This is a genomic window from Sulfitobacter sp. PR48 (assembly GCF_028807335.1).
Lineage (GTDB): Bacteria > Pseudomonadota > Alphaproteobacteria > Rhodobacterales > Rhodobacteraceae > Sulfitobacter.
The window spans coordinates 28044-45070 of sequence record NZ_JARAMM010000019.1 but is presented as its reverse complement, the minus strand read 5'-3'; the positions used below and the strand labels follow the sequence as shown (position 1 = coordinate 45070).

General features: G+C 64.9%; 16 protein-coding genes. 12 read left to right on the top strand and 4 right to left on the bottom strand.

The window, feature by feature from the left end:
- The first annotated feature begins 47 nt into the window (after positions 1 to 47).
- The 4 genes from mazG to PVW51_RS20405 are packed head-to-tail and all read left to right on the top strand — an operon-like array spanning position 48 to position 3723.
- The gene (mazG, locus tag PVW51_RS20420) at positions 48 to 869 is read left to right on the top strand and encodes a nucleoside triphosphate pyrophosphohydrolase (protein WP_269366422.1); all 822 of its coding nucleotides are present in this window, start codon (positions 48 to 50) and stop codon (positions 867 to 869) included.
- Between the two features lie 57 nt (positions 870 to 926).
- The gene (locus PVW51_RS20415; RefSeq protein WP_269366424.1) at positions 927 to 1868 is read left to right on the top strand and encodes a nucleoside hydrolase; all 942 of its coding nucleotides are present in this window, start codon (positions 927 to 929) and stop codon (positions 1866 to 1868) included.
- A complete protein-coding gene (locus PVW51_RS20410) occupies positions 1865 to 2314 on the top strand; it encodes a GNAT family N-acetyltransferase (RefSeq protein ID WP_114276517.1) in 450 nt (149 codons plus the stop codon). Before PVW51_RS20415 ends, PVW51_RS20410 begins: the two co-directional genes overlap by 4 nt.
- Positions 2311 to 3723 carry a protein adenylyltransferase SelO gene (locus PVW51_RS20405; protein WP_274577139.1) on the top strand — a complete coding sequence of 471 codons (1413 nt, stop codon included), beginning with the start codon at positions 2311 to 2313 and terminating at the stop codon, positions 3721 to 3723. Before PVW51_RS20410 ends, PVW51_RS20405 begins: the two co-directional genes overlap by 4 nt.
- A 9-nt stretch (positions 3724 to 3732) precedes the next feature.
- Here the strand turns inward: PVW51_RS20405 and PVW51_RS20400 are convergent, their stop codons facing one another.
- Positions 3733 to 4641: a DMT family transporter gene (locus PVW51_RS20400; RefSeq protein WP_274577138.1), complete on the bottom strand. Its 909-nt coding sequence runs from the start codon at positions 4639 to 4641 to the stop codon at positions 3733 to 3735.
- Positions 4642 to 5257: 616 nt separating this feature from the next.
- Positions 5258 to 6577 carry a DEAD/DEAH box helicase gene (locus PVW51_RS20395; RefSeq protein WP_274577137.1) on the bottom strand — a complete coding sequence of 440 codons (1320 nt, stop codon included), beginning with the start codon at positions 6575 to 6577 and terminating at the stop codon, positions 5258 to 5260.
- Positions 6578 to 6958: 381 nt separating this feature from the next.
- Here PVW51_RS20395 and PVW51_RS20390 point away from each other — a divergent pair, with 381 nt between their 5' ends.
- The 3 genes from PVW51_RS20390 to PVW51_RS20380 all read left to right on the top strand — a co-directional run bounded on the left by PVW51_RS20390 (position 6959) and on the right by PVW51_RS20380 (position 9442).
- Positions 6959 to 7372 carry a Fur family transcriptional regulator gene (locus PVW51_RS20390; protein ID WP_274577136.1) on the top strand — a complete coding sequence of 138 codons (414 nt, stop codon included), beginning with the start codon at positions 6959 to 6961 and terminating at the stop codon, positions 7370 to 7372.
- Between the two features lie 507 nt (positions 7373 to 7879).
- Positions 7880 to 8632 (top strand): NAD(P)-binding domain-containing protein, encoded by a 753-nt coding sequence (locus PVW51_RS20385; RefSeq protein ID WP_274577135.1) that lies wholly within the window; start codon positions 7880 to 7882, stop codon positions 8630 to 8632.
- A gap of 87 nt (positions 8633 to 8719) precedes the next feature.
- A complete protein-coding gene (locus tag PVW51_RS20380) occupies positions 8720 to 9442 on the top strand; it encodes an NYN domain-containing protein (RefSeq protein WP_114276511.1) in 723 nt (240 codons plus the stop codon).
- Between the two features lie 265 nt (positions 9443 to 9707).
- Here the strand turns inward: PVW51_RS20380 and PVW51_RS20375 are convergent, their stop codons facing one another.
- Entirely contained in the window at positions 9708 to 10751 is a 1044-nt protein-coding gene (locus tag PVW51_RS20375) for an AbrB family transcriptional regulator (RefSeq protein WP_274577134.1), read from the bottom strand.
- A gap of 114 nt (positions 10752 to 10865) precedes the next feature.
- Between PVW51_RS20375 and PVW51_RS20370 the strand changes: the two genes are divergently transcribed.
- From PVW51_RS20370 to PVW51_RS20355, 4 genes are all read left to right on the top strand, one after another.
- Positions 10866 to 11735: a DMT family transporter gene (locus PVW51_RS20370; protein ID WP_274577133.1), complete on the top strand. Its 870-nt coding sequence runs from the start codon at positions 10866 to 10868 to the stop codon at positions 11733 to 11735.
- A gap of 352 nt (positions 11736 to 12087) precedes the next feature.
- Entirely contained in the window at positions 12088 to 13365 is a 1278-nt protein-coding gene (gene eno / locus PVW51_RS20365; protein ID WP_269366437.1) for a phosphopyruvate hydratase, read from the top strand.
- Positions 13358 to 13879 (top strand): GNAT family N-acetyltransferase, encoded by a 522-nt coding sequence (locus tag PVW51_RS20360; protein WP_269366439.1) that lies wholly within the window; start codon positions 13358 to 13360, stop codon positions 13877 to 13879. The genes eno and PVW51_RS20360 overlap by 8 nt, the downstream gene beginning before the upstream one ends.
- A 10-nt stretch (positions 13880 to 13889) precedes the next feature.
- Entirely contained in the window at positions 13890 to 14306 is a 417-nt protein-coding gene (locus tag PVW51_RS20355) for a cupin domain-containing protein (protein WP_274577132.1), read from the top strand.
- 277 nt (positions 14307 to 14583) lie between these two features.
- On the opposite strand, the gene PVW51_RS20350 is transcribed toward PVW51_RS20355, so the two are convergent.
- Positions 14584 to 15690, bottom strand: coding sequence for an anhydro-N-acetylmuramic acid kinase (locus PVW51_RS20350; protein ID WP_274577130.1), 1107 nt, complete (start codon positions 15688 to 15690; stop codon positions 14584 to 14586).
- A gap of 77 nt (positions 15691 to 15767) precedes the next feature.
- Between PVW51_RS20350 and tyrS the strand changes: the two genes are divergently transcribed.
- Complete coding sequence (gene tyrS, locus PVW51_RS20345) at positions 15768 to 17018, top strand: tyrosine--tRNA ligase (protein WP_274577128.1); 1251 nt, start codon at positions 15768 to 15770, stop codon at positions 17016 to 17018.
- The last annotated feature ends 9 nt before the right edge of the window (positions 17019 to 17027 follow it).

The window sequence follows — 17027 nt, the reverse complement described above, 5'->3', positions numbered from 1 at the left end:
CTTAAAAACTCACCTTCGCATCTGACACCAGACAGGACCCGGCTGCAATGGCACAAGATCTTATCCACGACCCAGAGGCAGGCATCGAACGGCTGCTCGAAATCATGCGCCGCCTGCGCGACCCGCAAACCGGTTGCCCCTGGGACATCGAACAGGATTTTGCCAGCATCGCCCCCTATACGATCGAGGAAGCCTATGAGGTTGCAGATGCCATCGCGCGCAGCGACTGGGCCGAACTGGAAGGCGAATTGGGCGATCTGCTGCTGCAGACCGTCTATCACACCGAGATGGGCAGCGAGGCGGGGCATTTCACCTTTCAATCCGTGGTGCGCAACATCTCAGACAAGATGGTGGCCCGGCATCCGCATGTCTTTGGCGATGAATCCCGCGACAAATCGGCCGAGCAGCAAACCGCCGACTGGGAGGCGATCAAGGCGCGGGAACGTGCCGGAAAGGCGCAGAAAGGCGCGCTTGACGGTGTGGCGGTCGGCCTGCCCGCCCTGCTGCGCGCCTACAAGCTGCAGAAACGCGCCGCGCGGGTGGGATTCGATTGGCCCGACACTGCCGAGGTGATTGCCAAGATCGCCGAAGAAGCCGCCGAACTGGTCGAAGCCCGCGACACGCTGAGCCAGGCGGAAACCGAAGAGGAATTCGGCGACCTGATGTTTGTCATGGCCAACCTGGGCCGCCATCTGGGGCTGGACCCCGAGGCGGCATTGCGCGCTGCCAATGCCAAGTTCACCCGCCGTTTCGCCGGCGTCGAGGCGCAGCTTGCCGCACGGGGCAAGCGGCCCGAAGACAGCACGCTGGAGGAGATGGATGCGCTCTGGGACGCGGTGAAGGCCCGCGAGCGCGAAACCGCAACCTGACCCCGCCCCCTTTCGTTCCGCCACCAAACACCCTATTTCAGCCAAAAGGATTTTCCCATGCCCCCTCGCAAGATCATCATCGACACGGACCCCGGCCAGGACGATGCCGTCGCCATCCTGCTGGCGCTGGCCAGCCCGGAGGATATCGAGGTGCTGGGCATCACCTGCGTCGCGGGCAATGTGCCGCTGGACCTGACATCGAAAAACGCGCGCATCGTCTGCGAACTGGCGGGCAAGCCGCAGGTCCGGGTCTTTGCGGGCTGTGACCGCCCGCTGGGCCGCGATCTGGTCACCGCAGAACATGTGCACGGCAAGACCGGCCTCGACGGTCCCGACCTGCCCGATCCCGAGATGCCGCTGCAGGACGGCCATGCGGTGGATTTCATCATCGACACCCTGCGCGCCGAACCTGCCGGCAGCGTCACCCTCTGCCCGCTGGGGCCGCTGACCAATATCGCCACGGCCTTCGAAAAGGCCCCGGACATCGTGGCAAAGGTGCAGGAGATCGTCCTGATGGGTGGCGGCTATTTCGAGGGGGGCAACATCACGCCCACGGCGGAATTCAACATCTATGTCGACCCGCAAGCCGCTGATATCGTTTTCAGATCAGGGGTGCCGCTGGTGGTCATGCCGCTGGATGTGACCCATAAGGCGCTGGTGACCAAACCGCGCAACGATGCCTTTCGCGCGCTGAACACCCCCGCAGGCATTGCGGTGGCGCAGATGACCGATTTCTTCGAGCGTTTCGACAAGGAGAAATACGGCTCCGAAGGTGCGCCGCTGCATGATCCTTGCGTCACCGCCTATCTGATCAAACCGGAGCTTTTCACCGGCCGCCACATCAACGTGGAGATCGAGGTGACATCGGAACTGACCATGGGCATGACCGTGGCTGACTGGTGGCGCGTCACCGACCGCGCGCCCAATGCGATGTTCATGGGCGGGATCGACGCCGACGGCTTCTTTGCCCTGCTGACAGAGCGTCTGGCACGGCTATGAGCGCCTCGCTCACCCTCGGCAAGCCGGAGCATCTGGACAAGCTGCTGGCGCTGGTCGCGGCCTTTCACGCCGAGGAAGGCATCGAACTGACGGAGGAGGCGCGCCGCGCCGGTGTGGCCCCGCTGCTGGAGGGCATCCCCTATGGTGCGGCCTATCTGATCGGCCCGCCGCGTGCGCCCATCGGCTATATCGTGATCACCTTTGGCTGGTCGGTGGAATTCGGCGGGCTGGATGCGATCATAGACGAGCTTTACATCCGCCCCGGCGTGCGCGGCCGCGGCATTGCCTCCGAAGCGCTGATCGCCCTGCCCCGGGCGCTGGCGGGCGGCGGGCTGCGCGCCATCCACCTGGAGGTGGACCAGACCAACGAGGCGGCCAAGAAACTCTATCGCCGCGCTGGATTCGCCCCGCGTGACAATTATGTGTTCATGTCGAGAAAGCTATGAAACCGCTTACCTTTGACAACAGCTATGCCGCCCTGCCGCAGGCCTTTTACAGCCGCTTGAACCCGACACCGGTCAAGGCCCCCCGGCTGCTCGCCTTCAATGACGACATGTCATATTTGACGGGTCTTGATGGCGTGCCGCCCGAGGACCGCGCGGCGGTGTTCAGCGGCAATCAGCTGCCGGAAGGCGCCGCACCGCTTGCACAGCTTTATGCGGGCCACCAGTTCGGCACCTACAACCCGCAGCTGGGCGATGGCCGCGCGATCCTTCTGGGCGAGGTGCTGGGCCGTGACGGCATCCGCCGCGATATCCAGCTCAAGGGCTCCGGCCCCACCCCCTATTCGCGCATGGGCGACGGCCGTGCCTGGCTTGGTCCTGTGCTGCGCGAATACCTGGTCAGCGAGGCGATGCATGCGCTTGGCATCCCCACCACCCGCGCGCTGGCTGCTGTCGCCACGGGCGAGGACATCTGGCGCGAACAGGGCGCCCTGCCCGGTGCCGTGCTGACCCGCGTGGCCCGCAGCCACCTGCGGGTCGGCACCTTTCAGGTCTTTGCCCACCGGGGCGAGGTCGAGAACCTCAGGACCCTGACCGACTATGCGATCCGGCGCCATTACCCGGATGCCAAGGGCCCGATGGACCTGCTGCGCGGGGTCTGTGCCGCCCAGGCCGGCCTGATTGCACAATGGATGTCCGTGGGTTTCATCCACGGGGTGATGAACACCGACAATGCGGCGATTTCCGGCGAAACCATCGATTATGGCCCCTGCGCCTTCATGGATGCCTTTCACGCGGGCCGGGTGTTCAGCTCCATCGACCAGCAGGGCCGCTATGCCTATGGCAATCAGCCCAATATCGCGGTCTGGAACGTGGCGCAGCTGGCGACGGCCCTGATCCAGCAGATGGACGACAAGGACGCCGCTGTCGAGGAAGCGACCGAAGTGATCCACGCGATGCCCGGGCAGATCGAAGAGGCCTGGCGCAGCCGTTTCGCCGCCAAGCTCGGCATTGCCTCCCCGGTGGCGGATGACACCGCATTGATCGAGGATCTGCTGGCGCTGATGCAGAAGGACGGCGCGGATTTCACCAACAGCTTCCGCGCCCTTGGCAAGGAGACCGCCCGCGATCAGTTCACCGACCGCGCGGCCTTTGACGCCTGGGCAACCCGCTGGCGCGACCGCATCGCATCGGAACCGGCACCTCTTGCGCTGATGCAGGCCACAAATCCGGCCGTGATCCCGCGCAATCACCGGATCGAGCAGATGATCGAAGCTGCCGTTGCGGGCGACATGGTGCCCTTTGAGCGGTTGATGAAGGCGCTCTGCACGCCGTTCGAGGAAACCGACACCGAACTTGCCCGCCCCCCCTCGCAGGACGAAATCGTGCCCGCGACCTTCTGCGGGACCTGAGCCGCCCGGTTACACGGCGGGCGGGACGGCCTTTTTCACCCGCGGCCTGCGGTTGATCAGATAGATGCCAGCGGCGACCAGCGCCAGCGCCCCCCAGACCGATGCGGTCACCTCTTCCGACAGCAGCAGCCAGCCCAGGATCACCGAAAACACCGGCGACAGAAAGCTGAAGGAGGCCACCGAGGATGCCGGGTAAATCGACATCAGCCAGAACCACGCGAGGAAACCGAAGCTGGCCACGGCGATGATCTGGAACAGGATACCGGCAATATGGACCGGCTCGACCTGGCGGATCAGCGGCCCGAACAACGGCGCGATCAGCAGCAGGATCGGGCCGGATATCGCCACCTGGAACATGAGCTGCTGCGCGGGCGGCACCTCTGACAGCGGCGTGATCCGCACGCAGAGCACGATCCCCGCCCAGCAGAGCGCTGCCGCCAGTGCCAGCAGATCGCTGGTCCAGCTGGCCCCGGCCGCATCCCTGTCCAGCAGCGCAATCGCCACGCCCGCCACGGCCATGATCAGGCCCAGCACCTTGAACCGGGTCAGCCCCTCGCCCGGAAACAGGAAATGCGCCAGGATCGCCAGCCAGACCGGCATCGTATAGAGGATCACCGAGACGCGGCTGACGGTGGACATATCCAGCGCGATGAAAAGGCACATGAATTCAAAGGCAAAGAACAGGCCCGACAGGATACCGCCAAACCACGCCCGGCGCGGGACATGCAGCGACACGCCGCGCAGTTTCATCCAGATCAGCAGCACCACGACCGCACCCGCCGAGCGCAGACCGGCCGAAAACACCGGGTTGAACCCGCCTGCGGTGACCTTGACCACCACCTGGTTGAAGCCCAGGTGAAGGGCAAAGACGATCAGCGCCACCGCCCCGAAGAGGTCCATATGATCCTTGCGTTCCATGGCCACAACAACGGTCAACGGAACCGGGAAGTCAATGCGTGATCAAACCGTTGCCGTTGTCTCGCCAACACCCGCCACGCCTCCGGCGTTCTCTGGACTTTGGCGATGCTTCGTTTCAACGAAAACCGGAAATGCGCTGGCTCACAGGAGCGGCGTGCAAAGCGGATGTCCACGGCTGGCGCAGCGGCGGTCGGGGGTGAGCCCTTTCTGTGCTCTCTAAGTGAAGACCTATTGCCAAAGCAAAGCTTTGGCAGCGCCCGAACCGCCCCCACGGGGCGGGCGCTACTCGCCCACCCCTCGGTTCGGGCGCGACCTGTTTCGAATGTCGGACATGGCAGCAAAGTCCGCTTTGCGGAACTTCACCCACACCGTGCCGAAGGTCCGGTCCGGATCAGAAATGCCGTTGTTTCGCCTCGCTTTTGCGTGGCATTCGACAAGGCCCCCGGTCCTTTAACAAATCAGGACGGCGCGCAGGATTGCGCAGGCCTTTCGTTCGGAACAGCCAATTCCGACGCCCCCGCCACAACAAAAGGCAGCGGAAGGTTCACCCTTCCACTGCCCTGCTCTTACCAGCTGCGAGATGCCACGCATCCGGCCCCCGGGGTCACTGGCCTTCTCAGGCCGCGTGCTGTCCCCTGGGCTTGCCACCGCCGCCACCACGGCGCCGGTTGCGGCCTGCGCCGCCGGGTTTGGCAGCACCGCCGCCACCACCGCCGCCGCGCGGGCCACCGCCACCGGGACGGCCACCGCCGCCGCCGCGGCGACGTCCGCCAGCCTGTTTGGGCTTGTCCGGAATTTCGGAGGCTTCCCAGATCCGGCCCGAAGCCACGGGAATCGAAATGCCCATGGTCTTCTGGATCGCCTTCAGCTCGCCCATCTCGTCCGGCGCGCAAAAGGCGATGGCGGCGCCATCCTTGCCCGCCCGCGCGGTCCGGCCGATCCTGTGCACGTAATTGTCGGGCACATTGGGCAGCTCATAATTGTAGACGTGTTTCACATCGGGAATATCCAGCCCGCGCGCGGCCACATCGGTGGCCACCAGCACGGTGATCTTGCCCTCCTTGAACCCTTCGATGGCGCGGTCACGCTGCCCCTGGCTCTTGTTGCCATGGATGGAGGCCGCATCGAAACCGGCCTTGACCAGCGTCTTCATCAGCTTTTCGGACCCGTGTTTGGTGCGGCCAAAGACCAGCGCCCGCTCGCCCCTGTGCTTGGCCAGCAGCTCGGTCAGCAGCGCGGTCTTTTCCGCCTTGGCGATGAAATGGACCTCCTGGGTGACCTTGTCGGCAGCCTTGCCCGGCGGGGTGACTTCGATGCGGATCGGCCGGACCAGATAGGAATTGGCGATCTCATTCATCAGTTTGGGCATGGTGGCCGAAAACAGCATCGTCTGACGCTCTTTCGGGATCACGGCGGAAATCTTGCGCAGGTCATGGATGAACCCCATGTCCAGCATCTGGTCCGCTTCGTCCAGCACCAGGAAGGTTGTCTCGCTCAGGTCCACCGCGCGGCGGTCCATCAGGTCCAGCAGACGACCCGGTGTCGCCACCAGCATGTCCACGCCCCGCTCCAGCCGCTTGATCTGCGGATTGATCGAGACTCCGCCAACCACCATCTGCGCCTTGAGCGGCGTATTCTCGCAATAGCCCTTGAGGTTGACCATGATCTGCTGGGCCAGTTCACGGGTCGGTGCCAGCACCAGGGCCCGCACGCAGCGCGGTCCGGGGCGGCGGGGGTTTTCCAGCATCTGCGCCACCAGCGGCACGCCAAAGGCCGCCGTCTTGCCGGTGCCGGTCTGCGCCAGGCCCATCACGTCGCGCCCGTTCAGCGCATGGGGGATCGCCTGTTTCTGGATCGGGGTCGGGTCGGTGATCCCCATTTCCCTGAGCCGCGCCACCAGTTTCGGCGGCAGCTCCATCATGTCGAAATCGCTCATCTTCATTCTTTCCGGCACGGGCAAGGCCCACGCCCTATCGTCGGGGCGCATCACGCGCCCGCAGGGTCACGCCAAGGGAATCGCAGGTATCGGGCTGACTGCCACAACACCTGTCCATCGGCGTTTGGCCCCACGCGTGATTTTGGGAACATCGGCGGACCTTGTGAACCGGAGTGCATTTACGCCCCGACATCTGTCAAAGGGGGCTGGCACCGGCACTGCTCACGCGGCAGAAGGCATCGCTTGCCCCCCAGATGGCGTGCTGCAGTGCAGAAGTCAACCTTTGACCGCCACTCGGTCTGCTTCGGGGTGCGAAACCCGGTGGCACCGGTTCACGTTTCCCGCTAAAGCAGGGGTCCGAACGAAGCGGAAAGATGCGTCATGAGCAAACCCATCATCAAACGCTGCGAGGCCATGGGCCTGCGCATGACCGGCCAGCGCCGCACCATCGCCACCGTGATCGAAGAGAGCGAGGACCACCCCGATGTGGAAGCGCTGTTCAGCCGCGCCGTGGCGCTGGATGCCGGCATCTCCATCGCGACCGTGTACCGGACCGTGAAACTCTTCGAAGAGGCGGGGATTCTCGACAAGCTGGAATTCGGCGACGGCCGCGCGCGTTATGAAGATGCGGAACGCGACCACCACGATCACCTGATCGACATGCATTCGGGCGAGGTGATCGAATTTGTCGACGCCGAGATCGAGGCACTGCAGGAAAAGATCGCCGAGAAACTGGGCTATGAACTGCGCGGCCACCGGCTTGAGCTTTATGGCGTGCCGATCAAGAAGAACTGAGGGCTTCCGCTGGGCCCGGTCTGGGGCGGAACGAGCATCGGCATCGGGGGACATACTTGAGACGCGGCGTCACAGGATGTGGCATTGTCGACTGCCGCGCGAAAGTGCCCGGACCCTTCGGATTTTCCGCAATCTGTCGGGACGTCGTTCCAGGCATTTCCGCCCCAAACCGAACCTCCGGCGCTGTCTGGATCAGTGTCAGCTGTGCGGACGAAGCTGCCATGCGCAAAGCCGCGCATTGACGGGCCGTGGTGCGGCGATCTGACCGTCGTGACTGGCACTTTATGGCAGCCAAGCACTTCCAAGTTATCCGTGGCACACGACAGCAGCCAAATCGCCGTGCCAGGGGACGGCCCGGCGATGCGCGGCGGCCTGCGGCCTTGATTCCGCGCTTGGGAAAGCGGAATGGGATCTTTCCCGACTTTCACCGCGCTTCGCCGACGGTCCGGTTCCCTATCTTCGATCCGATGATGACGCCGAGGACAAATTCATCTAGCCTCCGACACCATGAGAATTGGTGTCATAGGATGCGGCAAGATTGCCAGCGCAGCGGTCCGGGGCATTGCTGCGGATGGTCATCAGATCACCGTGTCAGAACGCAGTGCGGCCCATGCAAATGCCCTGGCTGAAAGCCTCGCGAATGTCAGCATCGCGGGCAATCAGGGCGTCGTGGACGCAAGCGATGTCATCTTTCTGGGACTGATGGCCGAAACCGCGCCTGAGATTCTGGGCGCGCTCACCTTTCGCAAAGACCAGCGGATCATCACCTTCATGGCCGGGGCGAGCCTGACGGAGGCCGATGCCATGGTGCGTCCCGCGCGGGCGGTGGCGATCATGATGCCCTTTCCCGGCATTGCCGAGGGCGGAACACCCGTCATGATGCAGGGTGACGAGGCCCTTGTCGGCGAATTGTTCGGTGCCCGGAACAGCATCTTCCCGCTGCAGACCGCGGATGAGCTGTCGGCATATCTTTGCGCCCAGGCCGTGCTTTCGCCCGTCACCCGGATGGTTCGGGACGCGGCAGACTGGCTGGGCGATCATGTATCGGACAAGACGCAGGGGGAGGCCTTTCTGCGGGCGCTGGTGACCTCGAACCTCTCGGGTCTGACAAGCGAAGCCCTGCTGGAGGCCCTGAACACGCAGGGCGGCTACAACCAGCGCCTGCGCCAGCATATGGAGGCAACCGGCATGGCCGAAGCGCTGCGGCAGGGGCTGGACGATCTGGCCCAGCCTCCTGCCCGTTCCCCTGCCCCGGAATAACCGTGCTCCGGTGCCGCCGCCTGCCTGATCCGCGGCAGATGACTCAAGTTACTAGACTTCACCCCGGTGCTCTGCCACACCGCTTGCATGACAGATCAAATCCGCAATACCGCGCCACGCGACCGCCCCCTGCTGGCGGTGCTGATCGACGCGGACAATGTGCCCGCCAAACATGCCACCAAGATCATGCGCGAGGTTGCCTCCATCGGGGAGCCTGCACTGCGGCGGGTCTATGGGGATTGGTCGAACCCGCATCTGAAGGGCTGGAAACAGCCGATTCACGAGCTGGGACTGGTGGCGCACCAGGAAACCTCGAATTCCACCGGCAAGAACGCCACCGACATCGGTCTGGTGATCCATGCCATGGACATCCTGCATGGCGGCAAGTTCGACGCCTTTGTCATTGTCTCCTCGGACAGTGATTTCACCGCATTGGTGAACCGCCTGCGCGAGGACGGGCTGACGGTGATCGGCATCGGCGAGGCCAAGACCAACCCGGCGCTGCGCAATGTCTACAACCGCTTCATCCTGATCGAGAACATCCCCGACCCGGATGCGCCCAAGACCGTCAGGGAGAGCAACGCCAAGGCCGACAAGGCCCTGCCGCTGTTCGAAGAGGCGATGGACAAGATCGACGCCGAGGACGGCTGGTACAACCTTGGCCAGGTCGGACAGGCCATACAGGCCAGCCACCCGGACTTTGACACGCGGACCTATGGCCATTCCAAGCTGAGCGCGCTGGTCGCGGCATTGACCGCGCTGGAGACCGAGAAGAACGGCAACCGGCTGGTGATCCGGCCGAAGAATTAGCTCACCACGCCACCGGGGGCGCCCTGGGCCGGATGGATGGAAAACTGACGGGACCGCGCAAGCAGAGCCTGCGTCGCGGGGTTCTCTGCGGAGAGCCCCTTGATTAACTTGAATTTGATCATTTGACCGCGCATTTGATCATTTGACCGCGCGTCGTGCGCGGTTCTGCCGGGCCTCCTTGGCACTGCCGCCCTGGTATGGTGGATCCGAACTTCGCACCGCGCTTCGGATCAATGAGGCGCATTTCGGCTTCGGGTGACTGGCGCTACGGGCAGCCCTCTGCCGCCGGGGTCCGGCGGCCCAGCATCAGGGGCAGCAACACGGTCAGCACCAGCAGCCGCGCGATATGGCAGGCCGCGACAAAACCGGGGACCACCCCCAGCACCACGCCGAGAGCGATCATCGTCTCAAGCCCGCCGGGGGCAAAGGCCACCAGCACATGGGCCAGCGGCATGCCCAGTGCCAGCGCCACCGGCAGCGCGCCCAGCCCCGCAACCCCGACGGCAACCGCCGTCACCATCAGCCCCGCGCCCAGCCCCTGCATCAGCAGGGCGGGTGTCACGCCGGAGAACCGGGTGCCGATCAGCGCGCCAAGCACCAGATAGGCAGGCTGGATCAGCCAGCCCGGCAGCACCCCCGTGGCAAACCCCGTCAAATGCCCCAGGGCAGAGGCGACCATCGCCCCCAGCAGCAGCGGCGCGGGCACCGACAGCCGGGCAAAGACCTGCCCCAGCCCGAGCGAGACCAGCGCGAGCATCGCAAGGGTGCCAAGGCCCATCGCCTGCCCCTGCGGCGCGATATTGCCCGAAACCTCGACCCCCAGGGCGATGGCGACAAAGGGCACCACCAGCGTCAGCGCCAGCAGGCGCACCGACTGGACGATGGAGACGCGCGGCACATCCAGCCCGCTGTCCGCCGCGATGGCGATGACAAAGCTGAGATGCCCCGGAGCAGCGGCCAGCAGCGCCGAGCGTCCGTCGAAACCGAAGTGCCGGGTCAGCACCGCGCGGCTGGCCACAAGGATCAGCCAGAGCACCAGCGCCATCAGCACGAAAGCCAGCGGCCAGCGCAGCATCGCGCCCAATGCGTCGCTGTCAAAGCCCGCGCCCACGGCAATGCCCAGCACCACAAAACAGGCATCGCGCAGCCGCAGGTCGACCCCGGTGCGCAGCCCTGCCAGCCCGGCCAGCGAGACCGCCACCGCAGGCCCCAGCAGGATGAAGATCGGCGCGGACATTGCCCAGGCCACAGCGGCGCCAAAGGCGCCGACAGCAAGTGTCAGCAAGGTTACCAGTGGCGGGAGGGTCATGTTTGGCCAGCGCATGGCCGACAGCTATCATCGCAGATGCGCGCCTGCCAGCCGTCCCTTGTCCTTTGCACAAAAACCGGGCATCGGTGCGACAACTGGCAAAGGACGGGCATCATGGACAATTTTCGCGGCGCGGCACTGATGGTGCTGTCGATGCTGGGCTTTGCCTTTGAGGACATGTTCATCAAGCTGCTGGCCGATGCGCTGAGCGTCGGGCAGATTCTGGTCATGCTGGGCCTTGGCGGCGCGCTGGTCTTTGGCGGTGTTGTCGTGGCACAGGGGCGCAAACCGCTGAGCCGCGACATGCTGAACCTGCCCATCGCCCTGCGCGCGCTGGGGGAAATCATCGGCACGATGTGCTTTGTCTCTGCCATCGTGCTGACGCCGATTTCCAGCGCCTCGGCGATCCTTCAGGCCACGCCGCTGGTGGTCACCCTGGGGGCGGCGCTGTTTCTGGGCGAAGCGGTCGGCTGGCGGCGCTGGAGCGCGATCATCGCGGGGCTGCTGGGCGTGCTGCTGATCATCCGGCCCGGCATGGAGAGTTTCCAGATGCTGTCGCTGCTGGCGGTGGGCGCGGTCTTTGCCCTGGCGATGCGCGATCTGGCGACCCGGCGCACCCCGGCGGTCTTTTCCACCATGCAGCTCAGCTTTCTGGGATTCGCCGTGGTGGTCCCGGCGGGGCTGATCCTGATGGCGGCGCAGGGTGATGCATTTGTGCTGCCACGCGGGATCGAATGGGTCTATTTCCTGAGCGGCATGAGCGTCGGCATCCTGGCCTATTATGCCATCGTGGCGGCGATGCGCGTGGGGCAGGTCAGTTTCGTGACCCCGTTCCGCTATGCGCGGCTGCTGTTCGCGCTGGTCATCGGCGTGACGGTCTTTGGCGAAAGCCCCGATGCGCTGACATTGACCGGTGCGGCAGTGATCGTGCTGTCGGGCATCTACACGGTCTGGCGCGAACGCAGGATTGGCGTGCTGCCCTGAGCGCGCGACGATGCCGCGGCCTGAGCCGCCAGGGAAGAGATGCCCGCAACGAACGAGATCCCCGCAAGAGCCGATATAAAGGACGACATGTCATGCAAGACATGTCACCGAAGACATGTCAAAAATGACATGTCATCATTTCGGGATGGCAAACATCGCAGGCATTTGCTGGCTTTTTGCATGCCTTTGACGGCACCGCAGGCACCGCGCATCCCCGGCAAGCCGCTGCCTCATCCCGCCCCCCTGTCCGCGCGCGCGGGGCAGCCCGCTGACGCTCCCCCGCAAAGCCTTCTTTTCATCCCGGCCCCATGCCGCTAAAACCCGCTCAAAGCCATTTACCTTAGGACATCTCATGAGCACCATCATCGACATCCATGCCCGCGAAATCCTGGACAGCCGGGGCAACCCCACGGTCGAGGTCGACGTGATCCTCGAAGATGGCACCATGGGCCGGGCCGCCGTGCCCTCGGGCGCCTCCACCGGGGCCTATGAGGCGGTCGAACGCCGCGACGGCGACAAGGCCCGCTACATGGGCAAGGGCGTGCTGGAGGCCTGCGCCGCCGTGAACGGCGAAATCGCCGAGGCGCTGGTGGGCATCGACGCCACCGAACAGGTCGAAATCGACTCGATGATGATCGAGCTGGACGGCACCGAGAACAAGAGCCGTCTGGGCGCCAATGCGATCCTGGGCGTGTCCCTGGCCGCGGCCAAGGCGGCGGCGGATTTCTGCACGCAACCGCTTTACCGCTATGTCGGCGGCACCTCGGCCCGGGTTCTGCCGGTGCCGATGATGAACATCATCAACGGCGGCGAACATGCCGACAACCCCATCGACATCCAGGAATTCATGATCATGCCGGTTGCCGCGGAAAACATCCGCGACGCCGTGCGCATGGGGGCCGAAGTCTTTCACACCCTGAAAAAGGAACTTTCGGCGGCGGGTCTGGCCACCGGTGTGGGCGATGAGGGCGGCTTTGCCCCCAACATCAGCTCCACCCGCGACGCGCTTGATTTCATTCTGAAATCCATCGAAAAAGCAGGCTACAGACCGGGCGAGGACATGTATCTCGCGCTCGATTGTGCCGCCACCGAATATTATCAGTCCGGCGTCTATACCCTGGCGGGCGAAGGCAAGAAGCTGAGCTCGGCGGAAAACGTCGATTACCTCGCCGCCCTGGTGGCCGACTATCCGATCATCTCGATCGAGGATGGCATGTCGGAGGATGACTGGGACGGCTGGGCGGCGCTGACCGCGCGTCTGGGCGACAAGGTGCAGCTGGTGGGCGACGATCTTTTCGTGACCAACCCTGCCCGCCTTGCCGAAGGGATCAAGCGCGGCTCGGCCAATTCCATGCTGGTCAAGGTCAACCAGATCGGCACGCTGACCGAAACGCTGAAAGCCGTCGAGATGGCGCATCGCGCGGGGTTCACCAATGTGATGTCGCACCGCTCGGGCGAGACCGAGGATGCCACCATCGCCGATCTTGCGGTTGCCACCAACTGCGGCCAGATCAAGACCGGCAGCCTCGCGCGCTCCGACCGGCTGGCAAAGTATAACCAGTTGATCCGGATCGAGGAATCGCTGGGTGAAACGGCCGAATACGCGGGCCGCTCGATCCTGCGTGGCTGAGAGTTACAGCATCGTTCAGGCGACCACCCCCGCTGACCTCGCGGCGGTGGTCGCCCTGTGCTGGGATTACCGCGCCACCCTGGTCGCCAATTCGCCGAAAGACCGGGACATCACCGAAACCTTCTATCCGGTGCCCAAATACGAGGCGCTGATGGCGGAACTGCCGGTGATCCACGCCCGGCCAAAGGGTGTGATCCTGCTGGCAAGATCCGCAGAGGGCAGCCCCGTCGCCTGCGGCATGTCGCACCCGCTGGACGCAGAGACATCCGAGATCAAACGCGTTTTCGTCAGCCCGGCCGCGCGCGGCGCGGGGCTGGCCAAGGCGATCTGCCGCGCGCTGCTGGATCAGGCCCGCGCCGATGGTTTCACCCGCGTCGTGCTCGACACCTCGCGCAGCCTGCCCGCGGCGGGCCCGCTCTATCTTGCGCTGGGGTTCAAGGCACGCGGACCCTACCAGCCGCTCCCGGAAGATGCCCTGCCCCATCTGCTGTTTTTCGAATATCCGCTGAGCTGAGAGGCCGCCCATGACCGCCGACCAGATCATCGCGCAGCTCGGACTTGCCCCGCATCCGGAGGGCGGCCATTACCGCCAGACCTGGGTGGCCGGGAATGCGGGCCGCCCCAGCGGCACCTGCATCTATTTCCTGCTGAAGGCGGGCGAGCGCAGCCATTGGCACCGGGTCGATGCAACCGAGATCTGGCTCTACCACGCGGGCGCACCGCTGGTCCTGTCGCTGTCCGCAACCGATGCAGGGCCCGCGCGCGACCACCTGCTGACCCCGGATCTGTCACAGGGCGCGCCCCAGGCGATCGTGCCGGAAAACCACTGGCAGGCCGCGCGCAGCACCGGCGATTACACCCTGGTCAGCTGCACCGTCTCTCCCGGCTTCCAGTTCGAGGGCTTCACCCTCGCGCCCCCCGGCTTCGACATTCCCCGCTGACATCCCTGGTCTGGCGCCGCCCTTGCTTGAGCACGTCAGGGCGCCAGACGGCCGGATTGCCAAGCACAATCGCCGAGGGGCCCCCGCAGGGGGAGACGGCTATTGTGCTTGGGAAGGCGGGCGGATGGTGCCATGAAAGAGATCAATCAAGGGCGGTGCCAGACCTTCCTGGGATGGTGGGCCCGCAGCGAAGATCCACCCCATCGCGAAAATCCATAATGTCTTGCGGCGCAGCCGCACCTTTGGATCACGCCGACGCAGATCACGCCAGCGCAGATCACCCCGGCAGGCTGACCGTGCCGCCCCCCACCGCGGCGCGGACCCCTGTGGTGCCGGGGCAGGATGTGGGCAGCCCGCGCGCCACCCGCACCGCGAGATAGGCAAAGGCCTGGGCCTCCAGCATGTCGCCATCCAGCCCTACCTCCTCCACCGGCATGACCGGACATTCCAGCGAAACGCTGAGCATCTGCATCAGCACCGGGTTGTGCCGCCCGCCGCCGGTGACCAGCACCCGGTCGGGCGGGCGCGGGCAATGCTGCATCGCCTCGGCCACCCCGGCGGCACACATGGCGGTCAGCGTGGCAGCGGCATCGGCGTCGGACAGCTCGCTGACCAGCGCCACCATCTCGGCAAAATCGTTGCGGTCCAGGGATTTGGGCGGGATGCGCGCGAAATAGGGTTCCGCCAGGAAAAGCTCCAGCGCGCCGGTTTCCACCGTGCCGCGCCGGGCGATCCTGCCGCCTTCGTCAAAGGGCAGCCCCAGCCGCGCCTGCAACAGGTCGTTGAGCGGCGCATTGGCGGGCCCGGTGTCGAAGGCCAGCAAGGCCCCTTCCGCCTCCGGCGCCTCGATCGCCGGATCCACCCATGTCAGATTGCCCACTCCGCCAAGGTTGAGGAACCCCACCGGGCCCCCGATGCCCGCAAAGCGCGCGCAGGCGTGGTGAAAGAAAGGCGCCAGCGGCGCGCCCTCGCCGCCCAGCTGCACATCGGCACTGCGGAAATCCCAGACCACCGGCAGGCCCAGATCCTGCGCCAGTGCCGCGCCGTCACCCACCTGCAGGGTGCCCTGCGCGCGTGGCGCATGGGCAAGGGTCTGGCCGTGAAAACCGATCAGATCCACCCTGTCGAAACCGCGCAGCAGTTCCAGATGCGCGGCCTCCACGACCTCTGCCGCCGCCTGCACCTCGGGCCCTGCCCATTTGCCCAGACCGGCCGCGATCACCGCCCGCTCCTGCGGGGAATAGGCGCGGTAGCCGCTCTTGCCGAAGGCGGTGATCTGCCGCCCGTCGGTGCGCAGCACCGCCGCATCCACGCCGTCCAGCGATGTCCCCGACATCGCCCCCAGCGCCGTCACCACGCCCGTTTTCCCGATGGCCCTGCTCATGTTGCCGTCCAAGGCCTTTCCCTTTGATCCTGCTGGGCCTATAGATGCCCCGCAATCCCAGCCCGAGGCAAGACATCATGACCTATCACCCCAAATCGGAGTTCATCCACACGATGATGCAACGCGGCTTTCTGGCCGATTGCACCGATTATCAGGGGCTGGACGAGGCCCTGCTGAAGGGCGGGCAACCGGGATATATCGGCTTCGACGCCACCGCGAAATCCCTGCACGTCGGCTCGCTGATCCAGATCATGATGCTGCGCTGGTTGCAGAAGACCGGCGGCAAGCCGATCACCCTGATGGGCGGCGGCACCACCAAGGTGGGCGATCCCTCGTTCCGCGCCGATGAACGCCCGCTGCTGGGGCCGGATCAGATTGCCGAGAACATCGCGGGCATCCGCAAGGTGTTCAGCGCCTATCTGACCTATGGCGACGGGCCATCGGATGCGCTGATGATCGACAATGCCGAATGGCTGGACGGGTTGAACTACCTCGATTTCCTGCGCGACATCGGGCGGCATTTCAGCATCAACCGGATGCTGAGTTTCGAATCCGTGAAATCGCGGCTGGACCGGGAGCAATCGCTCTCCTTCCTCGAATTCAACTACATGATCCTGCAGGCCTATGATTTCATGGAGCTGCACCGCCGCTATGGTTGCATCCTGCAGATGGGCGGCAGCGACCAATGGGGCAATATCGTCAACGGGATCGACCTGACCCGCCGGGTGATCGAGGGGGAGGTCTATGGCCTCACCTCGCCGCTGCTGACCACCAGCGACGGCAAGAAGATGGGCAAGTCGCAATCGGGTGCGATCTGGCTGAATGGCGACATGCTGTCGCCTTATGAATTCTGGCAGTTCTGGCGCAATACCACCGATGCGGATGTGGGCCGTTTCCTCAAGCTCTATACCGAACTGCCCGTCGATGAATGCGACCGTCTGGGCGCGCTGGCGGGTTCCGAGATCAATGAGGCCAAGGTGCGGCTGGCCAATGAGGTGACGGCATTGCTGCACGGCGCCGATGCGGCAGCCGCAGCCGAGGCCACCGCGCGCGAGGTTTTTGAACGCGGCGGCGTGGGCGATGACCTGCCCACCCTGACCCTGACGGCGGCGGAACTGGGCGATGGCATCTCCATCGTGCAGCTGATCGTGAAATCCGGGCTGGCGGGATCCGGCAAGGAAGCCAAGCGCCTGATCGCAGAGAATGGCGCGCGGCTGGACGATCAGCCGATTACCAACGCGGGGCTGATGCTGGATGCCGCGGCGCTGGCCAGCCCGGTCAAGCTGTCTGCCGGCAAGAAGCGCCATGCGCTGGTGCAGATCGGCTGATAGCTTGTT

What these genes read in the sequence shown, in the direction of transcription:
- PVW51_RS20370 (WP_274577133.1), top strand. Translation starts at nt 10,866, where the DNA reads ATGGACAATTTTCGCGGCGCGGCACTGATGGTGCTGTCGATGCTGGGC.
- PVW51_RS20395 (WP_274577137.1), bottom strand. Translation starts at nt 6,577, where the DNA reads ATGAGCGATTTCGACATGATGGAGCTGCCGCCGAAACTGGTGGCGCGG.
- PVW51_RS20405 (WP_274577139.1), top strand. Translation starts at nt 2,311, where the DNA reads ATGAAACCGCTTACCTTTGACAACAGCTATGCCGCCCTGCCGCAGGCC.
- tyrS (WP_274577128.1), top strand. Translation starts at nt 15,768, where the DNA reads ATGACCTATCACCCCAAATCGGAGTTCATCCACACGATGATGCAACGC.
- PVW51_RS20400 (WP_274577138.1), bottom strand. Translation starts at nt 4,641, where the DNA reads ATGGAACGCAAGGATCATATGGACCTCTTCGGGGCGGTGGCGCTGATC.
- PVW51_RS20375 (WP_274577134.1), bottom strand. Translation starts at nt 10,751, where the DNA reads ATGACCCTCCCGCCACTGGTAACCTTGCTGACACTTGCTGTCGGCGCC.
- PVW51_RS20410 (WP_114276517.1), top strand. Translation starts at nt 1,865, where the DNA reads ATGAGCGCCTCGCTCACCCTCGGCAAGCCGGAGCATCTGGACAAGCTG.
- PVW51_RS20385 (WP_274577135.1), top strand. Translation starts at nt 7,880, where the DNA reads ATGAGAATTGGTGTCATAGGATGCGGCAAGATTGCCAGCGCAGCGGTC.
- PVW51_RS20355 (WP_274577132.1), top strand. Translation starts at nt 13,890, where the DNA reads ATGACCGCCGACCAGATCATCGCGCAGCTCGGACTTGCCCCGCATCCG.
- PVW51_RS20415 (WP_269366424.1), top strand. Translation starts at nt 927, where the DNA reads ATGCCCCCTCGCAAGATCATCATCGACACGGACCCCGGCCAGGACGAT.
- mazG (WP_269366422.1), top strand. Translation starts at nt 48, where the DNA reads ATGGCACAAGATCTTATCCACGACCCAGAGGCAGGCATCGAACGGCTG.
- PVW51_RS20350 (WP_274577130.1), bottom strand. Translation starts at nt 15,690, where the DNA reads ATGAGCAGGGCCATCGGGAAAACGGGCGTGGTGACGGCGCTGGGGGCG.
- PVW51_RS20380 (WP_114276511.1), top strand. Translation starts at nt 8,720, where the DNA reads ATGACAGATCAAATCCGCAATACCGCGCCACGCGACCGCCCCCTGCTG.
- eno (WP_269366437.1), top strand. Translation starts at nt 12,088, where the DNA reads ATGAGCACCATCATCGACATCCATGCCCGCGAAATCCTGGACAGCCGG.
- PVW51_RS20390 (WP_274577136.1), top strand. Translation starts at nt 6,959, where the DNA reads ATGAGCAAACCCATCATCAAACGCTGCGAGGCCATGGGCCTGCGCATG.